This window comes from Candidatus Neomarinimicrobiota bacterium (assembly GCA_034716895.1).
GTDB lineage: Bacteria > Fidelibacterota > UBA8477 > UBA8477 > JABMPR01 > JABMPR01.
This window is the reverse complement of record JAYEKW010000172.1, coordinates 17744-30685: the sequence shown is the minus strand read 5'-3', so window position 1 is coordinate 30685 and position 12942 is coordinate 17744. Positions and strand designations below refer to the sequence as shown.

12 protein-coding genes and 1 other RNA gene are annotated in these 12942 nt (G+C 42.8%); 5 read left to right on the top strand and 8 right to left on the bottom strand.

The features are described from left to right. Nucleotides 1-207: 207 nt before the first annotated feature. The 5 genes from ssrA to U9Q77_10885 all read left to right on the top strand — a co-directional run bounded on the left by ssrA (nt 208) and on the right by U9Q77_10885 (nt 2826). Nucleotides 208-566, top strand: a transfer-messenger RNA (tmRNA) gene (gene ssrA / locus U9Q77_10905). A 147-nt stretch (nt 567-713) separates the two neighbouring features. After that, nucleotides 714-962 (top strand): GIY-YIG nuclease family protein, encoded by a 249-nt coding sequence (locus tag U9Q77_10900; protein MEA3287865.1) that lies wholly within the window; start codon nt 714-716, stop codon nt 960-962. Nucleotides 963-1372: 410 nt separating this feature from the next. Continuing rightward, nucleotides 1373-1615, top strand: coding sequence for a helix-turn-helix domain-containing protein (locus tag U9Q77_10895; GenBank protein MEA3287864.1), 243 nt, complete (start codon nt 1373-1375; stop codon nt 1613-1615). After that, entirely contained in the window at nt 1587-1907 is a 321-nt protein-coding gene (locus tag U9Q77_10890; protein ID MEA3287863.1) for a HipA N-terminal domain-containing protein, read from the top strand. Before U9Q77_10895 ends, U9Q77_10890 begins: the two co-directional genes overlap by 29 nt. Beyond that, nucleotides 1900-2826, top strand: coding sequence for a HipA domain-containing protein (locus U9Q77_10885; protein ID MEA3287862.1), 927 nt, complete (start codon nt 1900-1902; stop codon nt 2824-2826). Before U9Q77_10890 ends, U9Q77_10885 begins: the two co-directional genes overlap by 8 nt. A gap of 76 nt (nt 2827-2902) precedes the next feature. On the opposite strand, the gene U9Q77_10880 is transcribed toward U9Q77_10885, so the two are convergent. The 8 genes from U9Q77_10880 to U9Q77_10845 all read right to left on the bottom strand — a co-directional run bounded on the left by U9Q77_10880 (nt 2903) and on the right by U9Q77_10845 (nt 12933). Further along, nucleotides 2903-5176, bottom strand: a complete 2274-nt coding sequence (locus tag U9Q77_10880; protein MEA3287861.1) for a PAS domain S-box protein — start codon at nt 5174-5176, stop codon at nt 2903-2905. A 148-nt stretch (nt 5177-5324) separates the two neighbouring features. Further along, on the bottom strand, nt 5325-5450 hold the full coding sequence (locus U9Q77_10875; protein ID MEA3287860.1) for a hypothetical protein: 126 nt from the start codon (nt 5448-5450) through the stop codon (nt 5325-5327). Nucleotides 5451-6005: 555 nt separating this feature from the next. Next, nucleotides 6006-7502: an NADH-quinone oxidoreductase subunit N gene (locus U9Q77_10870; protein ID MEA3287859.1), complete on the bottom strand. Its 1497-nt coding sequence runs from the start codon at nt 7500-7502 to the stop codon at nt 6006-6008. Between the two features lie 17 nt (nt 7503-7519). Further along, nucleotides 7520-9028, bottom strand: coding sequence for an NADH-quinone oxidoreductase subunit M (locus U9Q77_10865; protein ID MEA3287858.1), 1509 nt, complete (start codon nt 9026-9028; stop codon nt 7520-7522). Between the two features lie 23 nt (nt 9029-9051). Further along, the gene (gene nuoL / locus U9Q77_10860; GenBank protein ID MEA3287857.1) at nt 9052-11154 is read right to left on the bottom strand and encodes an NADH-quinone oxidoreductase subunit L; all 2103 of its coding nucleotides are present in this window, start codon (nt 11152-11154) and stop codon (nt 9052-9054) included. Nucleotides 11155-11165: 11 nt separating this feature from the next. After that, nucleotides 11166-11471 (bottom strand): NADH-quinone oxidoreductase subunit NuoK, encoded by a 306-nt coding sequence (gene nuoK, locus U9Q77_10855; protein ID MEA3287856.1) that lies wholly within the window; start codon nt 11469-11471, stop codon nt 11166-11168. Further along, entirely contained in the window at nt 11472-11963 is a 492-nt protein-coding gene (locus tag U9Q77_10850) for an NADH-quinone oxidoreductase subunit J (protein ID MEA3287855.1), read from the bottom strand. Next, nucleotides 11956-12933 carry a 4Fe-4S binding protein gene (locus U9Q77_10845; protein ID MEA3287854.1) on the bottom strand — a complete coding sequence of 326 codons (978 nt, stop codon included), beginning with the start codon at nt 12931-12933 and terminating at the stop codon, nt 11956-11958. The genes U9Q77_10850 and U9Q77_10845 overlap by 8 nt, the downstream gene beginning before the upstream one ends. Between the last annotated feature and the right edge of the window lie 9 nt (nt 12934-12942).

Sequence of the window (12942 nt, the reverse complement as noted above, 5' to 3'; positions counted from 1 at the left end):
GAAAAGTATTAAAGTTATGAACAAGGTCATTTTAAACAGTATTATTTGTATCTGTGAGTGATAATTTTTGATAAGCATATATTTTATTAAACTTTGTGTCTTGGTGACTTAGTGGCTATGAATTATTCAGGTTAATTGGATTGTGATATAAAAAGTACTTTTATCGGGTGAAATAATATCGTTTATTGATTTCGCTGCTTGAAAATTGGGGGCGACCTGGCTTCGACGGGATGACGAAGACCATTGGCTGCATGTAGTGTTTTCCCGAGATCACTCAAAAAAATTGGACGCCTATTATAAATGGCGAATCTAACTACGCACTAGCTGCTTAATTAAATAGCAGCTCGTTCCTTCTCTGCTCTTGCCCATTGGCAGGGTCTGGGGCGTCGCTAAAATGGGATCGGAACCTGATATGTCAGCGGTCAGGATCTTAAATTTAGTTGAATAGTCGTTAACAGATCCAGTCCGAAGGAGCTCTGACGGCGAAATTAAAGTTCGGAATAAACATGTAGATGTTAATCGGCTTTGCATTGCGGACGGGAGTTCGATTCTCCCCGCCTCCACCAGGCTTCGTTCGAATGGAATGAGAATGAAGCCTGCCACGGCATAGCTGAACCCCGCCAACGGCGGCGGTGAAGCGACGACGGGTATTCCTCTGTCCCATACCACTAAACATTCGAACTACGCCCTGGCGAGCCAGAGAAGCTTTCAATATGAGTAATTTTCATTATGTCTACATATTAGTTAGCGAAAAATATCCGGATAAACACTACACAGGCCTCACTATTGACCTCACAACAAGGTTAAAGAAACATAACCATGGTGAAGTCAAACATACCTCAAAATTTAAACCATGGAAAATTGAGACTGCAATCTCTTTCAGAAACCGTGAAAAGGCTGCAAATTTCGAGACATATCTTAAATCACACGCGGGTACAGCATTTGCCAGCAAACACTTTTAGACCTTTCGTTCCAACTACACAAACTTTTTGTCCCTCGCCCTAAATTATGAGACAACCCACTTAACCTGAATTATTCATGAACTATTGCCACGAAGACACTAAGTCACGAAAAGTATTAAAGTTATGAACAAGGTTATTTTAAACAGTATTATTTGTATCTGTGAGTGATAATTTTTGATAAGCATATATTTTATTAAACTTTGTGTCTTGGTGACTTAGTGGCTATGAATTATTCAGATTAAGTAATACCACTCAGTATCTACTGCGATAACAGTAATATTCAGTGAACACATAAAGCCAGTTGATAAGTTTCATCAATAAGAACTATATATACTGCTATAACAGTAAATATCATGTGTTATTGAATATTATTCTTGTAGCTAAGACCATGAGCGCATACATTTACCGCCATGACAGCAATTAATGAATTACATCAAATAATATTTTTTCATAGAAAACAAGCTCAGCTGAGTCGGGAAGAACTGGCTGAATTGGCTGGTGTTGGTAAAACAGTCATATACGATCTTGAGAATGGCAAAAAGACTGTTAGATGGTCAACAATAACAACAGTTCTTCACGCATTGAATATAAAAATACAATTTCAAAGCCCTTTAATGGACGAATATGAGAAAATCTCTAATAAAAATACATAACGTTAGAGCTGGAATTCTAAAAGAAGAAAGCCAAACGCATTATCTTTTTAATTATGATCTGGAATACGAAGGTCCACCGATATCCCTTACCATGCCGGTAAGAGAAGAGGTCTATGAATTTAAATCATTTCCTCCATTCTTTGATGGTTTATTGCCGGAAGGAATACAACTCGAAGGGCTATTGAAAATGTACAAAATAGATAAAAAAGATTACTTCCAACAATTATTAGTAACCGGGCTGGATTTAGTAGGTGCTGTTACAATAGAAAAAATCAATAGACCTGATGAATAAATGTCCTATCACATATGAGATATGCCAGGACAAATACAGTATACCGGGTCTTGCAAAATTATCACCGCGTTTATCTAACTTAACTGAACTCCCATTCACAGCACAAGAACAAAGGCGCGAAGCAGCTTTAAGATCTGGCAAAATGTCAATACAGGGTGTTCAGCCAAAACTAAGTGCGAAGCTATCTGTCAAGCATCAGGAATTCCAGATAGTAGACAACCGTGGTACCTTTATTATAAAACCCCAAAGCGAAATATTTACAGAAGTTCCGGAAAATGAAGATCTAACAATGAAAATGGCCAAATCGTTCGGAATTGAAGTTCCGCTAACCGGTTTGGTATATTCTAAAGATGGAAGCCTAAGCTATTTTATTAAGCGCTTTGACAGATATGGCAAAAATAAAAAATACCATGTAGAAGATTTTGCACAGCTAACCAATAACACAAGAGAGACTAAATATAATTGGTCAATGGAAAAGCTTATTCCCGTAATTGAAAATTATTGTACATTTCCGTTACTTGAAAAGAGAAAATTATTTCGAAGAGTGCTATTTTGCTTTCTAACGGGAAATGAAGATATGCATCTGAAAAATTTCAGCTTGATAACACGCAAAAATAAGATCGAGCTAAGCCCGGCTTATGACCTGCTCAATTCTACAATTTCAATAGATAAAGCAGTTGAAGAAATGGCTTTGCCCATGGCAGGGAAAAAAAGAAGAATCAACCAAGCGGATTTATTTGAGTACTATGGTAAAGATAGATTAAGATTAACTGAAAAAACAATACTGTCGGAAATACAAAACCTGGTCGACAAAAAAGCTGGAATAGAAGATTTGATTAAGATCTCTTTTTTATCCATAGCTATGAAAGACAAGTACTCCGATTTAATTATGGAAAGATATAGGAGATTGGCTGAATAGAGCCAGCAGTCTATCAAGCATAGTGAACACCATTGAGGCCATGCCATTAACAATATTCGAACTACGCCCGAACAGACTACCCCTGTTGCGCCTCTAACTTTTGTTTCAAGTGTTGAAGTTTCTTGAAAGCCGTGTTATCCTGAAAGGTGTTTGCAATAGCTATCGGTTCTCCATCAGCATCCCTGAGCAAGATAAGAGAGACCAGGACTGGAAATACCTTGCCCTCCTTTGACCAGCATTCACTCTCCACTTTTTGGATCAGAATCTTATTATGGCATAATAAAATGATCTTATCATGTTGCTTATGGTTCCCAGCCGGAATGACCACCTTAATCGGCTTCCCCTGCAAATCTGCACGCTCCCAGCCAAATAAAGCTTCAGCAGCTTGATTTATCTGGATAACCTTCCCTGTGAGATCTTCAATAATTATGGGATCAATAGATTCCTGAAACAACATTTCCGTCTCAAATAACTTGTTTGTCCCGGTTCCTTCATGGGAACTAGCGATCTGTCTTGAGATCGTTACAACTCGACTCGGAATTTCTTCGGAATCCATTATTTGGAACATGGTTATCTGAGTCCTGAAATGTTTACCCGATTTTGACCATCTGCGACTCTCAACATTTTGTACGACCTCCCCCGCTTTACACTTCTCCAGAAGTTCATTAGCTTGGGCTTGTTGATCTTCTGGAACCAGTGATAATGCCAGCTTTCCGATCAGGGCACTTTTCTCCCATCCATAAAGAGTCGCTGCAGCTGTATTGAAATCTACGATTTCACCACTCATGTTTTCCAAGATAACCGCATCCGGAAGCTTGAGATAGGAATTGAGTAGATGAGAATAAACTCGAGATGACTGCTCATTTCTGGATTTTTCATGCTCCATAATGGCTACCCCGGCAGGCTCCTCCCGAACATTAGTTAACAGATGAAATGAGAGTTCAACTTCTCGAATTATGGACTGGCGTGTCGTGCTCCGTATTGACAGGCTTTGTGCCAATCCGTCTCCAAGACAGTCAGTGAGTGCAGCCTCATAAGCCGTCTGATCATCTTTAACAATGAAAGTGCTACCAGGTTTCCCTGTGATCTTCTCATTCGACCAACCATACGCCTGCTCCGCTTTGGCGTTGATCATGGTGACAGTTCCTGTTAAATCCACAATAATGACGGGGTCATTTGACCGAAGTAGAACTTCCTGAGATCTTTTTAGTGCTTTTTCTGCCAGTGTAATTGACGGCAACAACTGCATAAATGAGACCGTTCCATAGATCAGGTCATTCTGATCTCGAAGCGGTGCACTATGCATGACGACGGGTATCTGATCACCTGTTTTGGACCAGTGGATCATCTCATATCCAACAAGCTCCTCCCCGGCCAATACATTTCCAATGATAGCATCATGATCTCTCCTTGCTTCCAGCGGTAAAATAGATTTGATCGGTTTGTCTATCAGTTCCTCTAAAGACCAACCATAAAGTTCAATCGCATGGTTATTCATTTCAATGATAGTGCCTCGTGTATCAGTAATGATCACGGCATCGGGTACTTTTGAAAAAAGCTCGATTTGTTTTTTCAAAGAAGCCCGTTGTTTGGCAACTTCTGTAACATCTTTGACAGCTAAAAAGGTGACCACTATATTCTCTGCTTGAAGTAGAAACTGTTTTGCGTTTAGCTTCAGAGTTCTTTCTCCCAGACCCGTAAAATATGCCTTTATTTCATAATTCTTCGCACTCCCTGTGCTTGAGATTTTGTACTCGAGCAACTCGTGGAGAGCTGGAATATTCCACTGAGTTTTATTGAGATCATAAATCGATTCTTCAATAACGTCCTGAGCTTTTAAGTAAAAATGTCCGTAAAAAGCGTTATTAGCACTCAGCACCCGATTGCGCATATCCAGGATCAGGAAAGGCTCGTGGATCACAGCCTGAATTGCAGTTGAAGATTCATCTGAGGAGTTAAGGGTTGTGATCTTATCGAAACGTTTGTCTATATCAAAGACAACCATCCCCAATCCAGAGTTTAGTTTGAAAGCGGCAACTTCAAATGCGACAATATTGTCTCCGCGTGTAGCATGATCTCGCCAGCGAACCGGTTGATTCGTGCGAATTACATCATGCAACAATTCAAACCGGTTACTTCTGTACATATTGGGCAGCAGATCTTTAATATCACTCCCAATCTTCGCTGTATGCTCAGTACCAAGAATTTCGATGGCTATTTCATTCATCCCGATCAGAAATAGCTTTGAATCAAAAACAAGAAAACCTTCTGTGGCATTGTCAGCGAATGATTCATATAGTTCAGCCCGACTAACACTCTCTTTGGTATTATTCCGATTGATCAATTTCACAGAATCATCATCCTCTTCAGTAAAACACTATTAAGCTATTGAGATAATCTATCCCAACATGGAAATATTGTGATGTAAGCAGGCAATACGGTGACTTGGAATGGATCATCTGGCCGTATTATGATCATCGTGATGCATAACAAATTCCTTAACCCAGCAAATTCTTTCCCAGACTAAGTAACATGATCAGAAGTAAATAGATCCACCATCTGGTAAATGTAAATGTACTGCTAATAGTCGGCCGTCTGTTTGTATCAACGTGATAAGTTTCCATGTCCATCTCCCACATTTTGTTCATCCATGCATGACTATACCTGACATCAAATCCGATGGAAGGCGAGCGCCAATTGTTCAACTTGCATGCCATATCAATAAGTCAACGCAGAAGTCTGTGTCTATTGAACTTACAGCATTGCTGTTTGGGAATTATTTGTACAGTCGTGCAAGATTTGCCAGAAGATGGAAATATTTACAGGGTAATATCATATTCACGTCCAAGGGCGCATTGGGAACGGAATATGGTATAATGTGTTGGTTAACAAACAGGATATCAATAATAAGCAGACAAAGAGATATTCAAACAGGTTCCGGGTTCACCGTAATTATACTTATAACCAGAGACCAGATCATATCCGTCATCAAAAGTCTGTCTCCCGTAGCGTGTAAAGCGTAGGGTGATATTTTGAACCTATGCGCGCCCTCTGAAGTACAAATGATATTATTCGAAGAAGGACACCAACAATCCGTGTCTGCTTCCAGGCATGCAAGTCATAAAATAAATAAACCCTGCCACAGAGGACAGGGTTTATTGTGACAATATTTCTCTTACTTACTTGATAAAGAAGTGTACTGCATCCTGAGCATAGGCCGATAATGGATCACCGATCATCCAGCCAAAAAGCAATGGGACAGCAAGTATGACCAGTAGTATAGTCACATTCACTGGTGGGTTGTGAATGGTATCAGGAATCTCCATTTTTCCAAAATACATGGCTTTCACTACGCGCATGTAGTAGTAAAGTGAGATCACACCATTCACTAATCCGATCAGAGCCAGCCAGAAAAACATATCTCCATATTCGATGAGTGCTCTGAAAAGGTAAAATTTCGCGACAAAACCACCAGTGGGAGGTAAACCCGTCAGAGAGAACATAAAAATAGCCATGATCAGCCCCAGTACTGGAGCCTTGTAACCCAGAGACTTGTAGTCCTCAATATCTTCCGTATTGAAAGCATTTTTAACATGAATAGCTACAAAAAATGCTCCCAGATTCATGAGCATATAAATAGCAGCATAATACAGGACTGCTGCAATTCCGGTTTGATCAGCGACAACCACACCCAGCAGCATATAGCCAGCATGGGCAATACTTGAATAAGCCAGCATCCGTTTAATATTGGTCTGTTGCAGAGCGATCACATTTCCCACGGTCATGGACAATATGGATAAGATACTGATCACAGCCTGCCAATTCATATTTTCAAGCGCAGACCAGGCCTCCAGGTTCGGATTGCCGGCATTTGAAAATGCCACGTTGAAAAAGCGAATAATAATGGCAAAGCCCGCTGCTTTGGGGGCTACTGATAAAAAGGCAGTAATCGGGGCCGGGGCGCCTTCATAAACATCAGGTGTCCAAAAGTGAAAAGGTACTGCTGCGATCTTGTAACCAAAGCCAACCAGCACCATGAGGAGGATTAATAGCAGGAGAGCAGGTGATGTTGACCCAGCAGACAAGGCGGCCTGGATCTCAAAGATATCTGCACTACCGGTAAGACCATAAAGCAGTGAGAACCCATACAGCAATATTCCCGAACTAAAGGCACCAAACACTACATATTTGATGGAAGCTTCATTGGAGCGTATCTGCTCCTTCAGGTAACCGGAGAGCAGATAACTCATGATGCTGACCATCTCAAGTGCGATATAGATACTAAGCAGGTGTGTGGCTGAAACCAGGAAGAACATACCCAGAACCATGGTCAGGATCAGCACATAGTACTCCCCCACTCGGCGATCCTTTAATTCATTCGAGTTAAAGGACATCCACATCACCAGCATTGCACCAATACTGATCAATATTTTAAGAAATCTGGAAAAGCCATCAACAGCCAACATATTGCTGAAGATACCAGTCGAAGTTGAGACATCCTGACCGAACAAGGCGAGCGTAACCAGTGCCAGCCCCCCCAGCGCCAGATAGCCTGAACGAATCGAGGTTTCTGCTTTCTGGAAAAGGTCAAAAATAATAACCAGCAGCAAAATCCCGGTGAGCAGTATTTCAGGAATGAAATAGGATAGATCTGTTACGATTTGATTCAGATTCATAAGAATATCCTATTCAGCTACAGTCCAGCAACCATTCCGGCGGCTTTAACAACCTCGACCAAATGATTCAACGAGCTGCTCATCAGATTCAACATGGGGGTGGGATAGACGCCCAGGAAGAAAGTGATAATGGCCAGGGGAATCAGGGCAAACAGTTCGCGATTATTGATCTCTTCCAGCTTCTCATATTTACTGTTAAGCTCACCCATGAATATCCGCTGATAAGCCCACAAAAAATACCCGGCATTCAGTACGATACCCACTGTGGCGAAGATAGTGATCCAGGTAAAAACCGGGAATGCACCAATAAAGCAAAGTGCTTCTGAAATAAATCCGGAGAATCCAGGTAAACCCAGACCAGCAAAGAAAGCCATGGCTGTGACCCCGGCATAGATGGGAACCACCTTGGCAATACCACCAAAACCTTCAATATCCCGATGATGAGCTCTATCATAAACGACACCAACCAGCATAAAGAGCATCGCTGATATGGTACCGTGATTAAACATTTGAAAAACAGCTCCATTCATCCCGGCAGGTGTAAGAGCAGCCATACCCAATAGGACAAAACCCATGTGGGAAACCGATGAGTAGGCTACCATTTTCTTCAGATCCCTTTGTGCCATAGCTGCCATGGCGCCATAGATAATATTGATCAAACCCAGAATCGCCAGGGGCAGGGCAAACCAGATGGCGGCTTCCTTAAGAATTGGAAAGCTGATACGTAAAAATCCGTATGTCCCCATTTTCAGCAGGACACCGGCCAGGATCACGGAGATTGCTGTGGGTGCTTCAACGTGAGCCAGTGGTAACCAGGTGTGAAAAGGAAAGATGGGTACTTTAATGGCAAAACCGATGAAGAGCAGGATAAAGATCACCTTCCCCGCATTCATCCCCAGCAAAACGGCTTTCCCAAATTCAGCAGATTGCTCCGCCAGGATCAACATGTTAAAGGTATGGGGTTCTGAAATAAAGTAGAGTGCCAGCATTCCCAACAACAGGAGCACTGAGCCAAAAAGAGTGTACAGGAAGAATTTAATAGCAGCATATTCGCGTTGCGGTCCACCCCAGATCCCAATCAGGAAATACATGGGTAGGAGCATAACCTCCCAAAAAATGTAGAACAAAAAGAAATCCAGTGAAACGAAAACACCCATCATGCCTGCGTCAAGCAGCAAAAATAGAGCGAAATAGCCTTTCTGAGCCTTATCGATGTTCCATGAGGTGAATACAGCCAGAAAACTTAGCAGAGCTGTTAAAAGCACCATGGGAGCACTGAGTCCGTCAATTCCCATGAAATATTCGATATTGAAATCAGGGATCCAGGCATAATGTTCAACCAGCTGTACATCGGCAGTTGAGAAATCAAAGACCTTTAAGATCCAGATAGCCAGGATCAGCTGAAGACCGGTTATGGCAGCAGCACCCCAGCGAATCCAATTCAACTTTTCTTTGGGGACCAATGCAATGACCACTGCACCAAAAATGGGCAGAAAGGTTACAATGCTTAGTAGATGATTTTCCATAGCGTTACTCGACTCCTTCAGTCCTAGAATACATTGACGGCAAACAACAGCGCTGCGCCGATCAGTACAAAAATAAGATAATTTTGAATTTTACCAGTTTGGATGAACTTCAGCGTCCAGCCCAACCATTGAAAGATGACACCGGAAAAGTTTACGGCACCATCAACGATGAGATCATCAGCCAGGCCAACCCCTTTGGAAGCTCGTTTAGTATTTCGACCCCAGCCATTGATCAGGTAGTGATCATAAAAGTCCATATCAAAACGACCAACTGCGTCGCACCCCTTTAAAAAGGGTCGGATGATGCCGTTGATGTAAAATTCATCCATGTACCATTTGTTAAATGAGCCGCGGTAGAGGGCTCCCAGTTTAATAGCCAGTTTTTCGGCTGATATTTTACCCAGCAGGTACACCAGAACAGCCAGTAAAATACCTAAACCAGCCACCACAATTGAAGTTATCATGGCAGGAACATGAGCTTCATGTAAACCATGTTCAAAATGTTCCAGATCGAAAGCAGGTCCTGTTGTAACCGCACTTTCTGGTGATTGAACAACTGAAGTGAACCAACCATGATCCGAGATCGGATTCACGGAAGGCAAGGTGAAGATTATGAATAAAGACATTACAGCCAACACCACCAGTGGAATGGTCATAGCTTTGGGAGATTCTTTAATATACTTAAATATCCTGGGCTGTTTGGCTTCACCGTAGAAAGTCATAAAGATCAGTCGAAACATGTAAAAAGCAGTAATGGCAGCAGCGCCAAATCCGAAGACAGGTAACAGCCAGGCCAGATGCAGATGAGCCAGCCAGCCATCATGCACGTTTGCGGCATAGGTCCAGGTCCCGGCAAGAATGGCATCTTTACTGAGAAAACCGGAGAATAGGGGGATACCGGAAATTGCTGCAGTGGTTACCATGAACACACCAAAGGTAATGGGCATCTTGGTTCGTAAACCACCCATATTGCGCATATCCTGAGGATCTGTTTCATGATCTTTAAGTTTATGCAGACTATGATGCATGGCATGGATCACAGAACCGGAAGCCAAAAACAGGGCACCCTTGAACATGGCATGAGTTACCAGATGAAAAAATCCAGCCACATAGGCACCTGTGCCCAGGGCCATGATCATATAGCCCAATTGACTGACTGTTGAGTAAGCCAATACTTTTTTTATATCGTTCTGAGTGATGGCGATAGTAGCAGCATAAATGGCTGTAAAACCACCTACAAAGGCAATGGTGGCCATGGCATCAGCAGTAAGAAAGGGAAAGATTCGAACAGTGAGATATACACCGGCTGCAACCATGGTTGCAGCATGAATCAATGCAGAAACAGGTGTAGGACCTTCCATGGCATCGGGTAACCAGACGTGTAGGGGAAATTGAGCCGATTTTCCCACAGCTCCCAAAAACACCAGAATACCGGCGATGGTCAACAATTTGTGAGGTTCAATCCCGCCAAAAAGCATCCCAGCGTTGGCAGCCCACATTCCATCATGGATCCGTTCAGCGATCAATTGAAAATTAAAGGTTCCCAAAACGGTAGCAATAATCAACATGCCCGTGAACATTCCGATATCACCGATACGATTGGTGATAAAGGCTTTTTTGCCGGCATCGGCAGCGGAATCCTTCTCCCACCAGTGCCCAATGAGCAGATAGGATGATAGTCCCACCAATTCCCAGAAGATGTAAATCATGAACAAGCTATTGGCCAACACGATACCATTCATTGAGAAAGTGAAAAGCCCCAGAAAGCCAAAATATCTTGAGTAACGCACATCGCCAGCCATGTAAGCGGTTGAATAGAGGTGAACCAAAGCTGAAATTATGGCTACCACATTGAGCATGATCACAGTGATATTGTCAATGTAAATTCCCAGGTCAATCTTGAATAAGCCCAGATCCAGCCAGCTTTGATGCAGCTCGAGACTAAAGTTTGGATCACCCCTGGATAGCATCATGACCAGCATCGCCAGAGACATGATCAAAGTACTGAATTGAATTCCAACTGAAACCCACTCCCCTTTCCGGTCTTCAAAGCGTCTACCAAAAAATATCTGCAGCACGAATGAGAGCAGGGGGAGGAACAGGATAAATAGTGCTAATTTAATCATATCAGCTGCACCTACTGTTTCAGGGCGTTGGCTTCATCAACATTGATGTGCCCGCGATCGTTGTAAAGGTTCAAGATAATAGCCAGGGCAACAGCAGCTTCTGCTGCAGCCAGCATAATGATAAATACCGAGATCAGATGTCCATCAAGATTATGAGTCACAAACTTTGAGAAAGCCACAAAATTGATATTGGCGGCATTCAGGATCAGCTCAACTCCCATGAGAATGGCTACTGCATTCCGACGGGTAACAACGGTGTACAAACCAAGGCTGAACAGGATAGCACTTAAAATGAGATACGAATTCAGATGATCCATTTACAGCTCCTTTCTGGCCAGGGTTGCTGCACCAATCAATGCTCCCAGCAGGAGCACAGAAGCGATCTCAAACAGGATCAGGTAGTCAGTAAACAACAATCTACCAATTCCGCTGACAGTCTCTTCAAAAGCCAGGGGCATGATCGACCCGGTCCAGTCATGGGGTAATACTGCCGTTAGAATGATAGTCAAAACACTCAATACAACTACCAGACCCAACCATTTTTGAACTGAACTTTGAGATATCCGGGCTGAACTGATCTTGTTGGTAAGCATGATCCCGAAAACAAGCAGAACCAGAATACCGCCCACATAAACAACGATCTGAGTCACAGCCAAAAAGTCTGCGTTAAGAAAAATATAGATTCCGGCGACTCCCAGAAAAGTTCCCATGAGGGCAAACACCGAATGGATCAGGTTATTCCCGAATGCAACCAGAGCGGCTGATGCAACGACCAGTACCCAGATCATCCAGAAAAGAAGATCAGCCATTTTCACTCTCCTTTGTGGCAGATACTTCAGGATCTACCGGTGTTTCAATTACTGTTGGATCGATACCAGGCTTTTCAGGCGCCTCATGACTCGCTTCCCTGGTAACAGATTCAAGCGGGATATCCACTTCCGTATCCGTTTTCGGAATAGCTGTTTCAGCAGGTGCAGAACTCCCAGCCACAGGGGACGCTTCCGGCATGGATGTTTCAACAGGTGCTGGATCTTCAGCAGTTGGGATCACTTTCGGTACGGGATCAGCCAAAGCTTCGGCTGTCACATTTCTATCAGGTTCCAGAGTGCTTTCAGTGGAAGCAGCTATATCCCGGGCTTCTTTTTCAGCCTTTTCCTCAGCAGCTTTGGCAGCGGCAGCCTTTTTGGCGGCCATGATCTCTGCTTTAGCTTTGGCTGCGGCATCCGCTTCTGCTTTGAGTCTTTGTCGCTCAGCCTCAGATACTTTTGAGAATTGATAGATCAATAAATTCTTGTCCCGCCAGCGTTGTTCCGGTGTAACATCTGTTTTCAAATTATCATTGCTGATAAACTGATAATCCGGAGTCATGGTGATACAATCCTCAGGACAAGGATGGGTACACAGATCACAGAACATGCACTCACTCATATCAATAATGAAGCTGGCAGTTAATAATTTTTTCTTGGTGCCATTGCTGGTGATGCCGAGATCATCATCGGGACCACCTTTATAAGTGTCAATATGAATACAATTAACCGGACAAGCTCGCTCACAAGCTTTACATCCAATACAATCATCAATATCCACAGTCAACTTGGAGCGGATGGTATTGTAAGTATCCAGTTCACCTACACCAATATTGCGCGTGGGAATGGGCCAGACCTCATCCGGGTATTGTAGAGTAACGTGTTCACGGGGTCGTACAAAATATCCCATGGTCACCTTCATCCCTTCTATGAGGGTTCCTACTGCATTGGTAATATTACTAAAATAACTCATCTATTTATC

Bases quoted from the DNA above. Each gene is read 5' to 3' on its own strand.
- U9Q77_10900 (MEA3287865.1), top strand. From the start codon at position 714: ATGAGTAATTTTCATTATGTCTACATATTAGTTAGCGAAAAATATCCG.
- U9Q77_10895 (MEA3287864.1), top strand. From the start codon at position 1,373: ATGACAGCAATTAATGAATTACATCAAATAATATTTTTTCATAGAAAA.
- U9Q77_10890 (MEA3287863.1), top strand. From the start codon at position 1,587: ATGAGAAAATCTCTAATAAAAATACATAACGTTAGAGCTGGAATTCTA.
- U9Q77_10885 (MEA3287862.1), top strand. From the start codon at position 1,900: ATGAATAAATGTCCTATCACATATGAGATATGCCAGGACAAATACAGT.
- U9Q77_10875 (MEA3287860.1), bottom strand. From the start codon at position 5,450: ATGGAAACTTATCACGTTGATACAAACAGACGGCCGACTATTAGCAGT.
- U9Q77_10870 (MEA3287859.1), bottom strand. From the start codon at position 7,502: ATGAATCTGAATCAAATCGTAACAGATCTATCCTATTTCATTCCTGAA.
- U9Q77_10865 (MEA3287858.1), bottom strand. From the start codon at position 9,028: ATGGAAAATCATCTACTAAGCATTGTAACCTTTCTGCCCATTTTTGGT.
- nuoL (MEA3287857.1), bottom strand. From the start codon at position 11,154: ATGATTAAATTAGCACTATTTATCCTGTTCCTCCCCCTGCTCTCATTC.
- nuoK (MEA3287856.1), bottom strand. From the start codon at position 11,471: ATGGATCATCTGAATTCGTATCTCATTTTAAGTGCTATCCTGTTCAGC.
- U9Q77_10850 (MEA3287855.1), bottom strand. From the start codon at position 11,963: ATGGCTGATCTTCTTTTCTGGATGATCTGGGTACTGGTCGTTGCATCA.
- U9Q77_10845 (MEA3287854.1), bottom strand. From the start codon at position 12,933: ATGAGTTATTTTAGTAATATTACCAATGCAGTAGGAACCCTCATAGAA.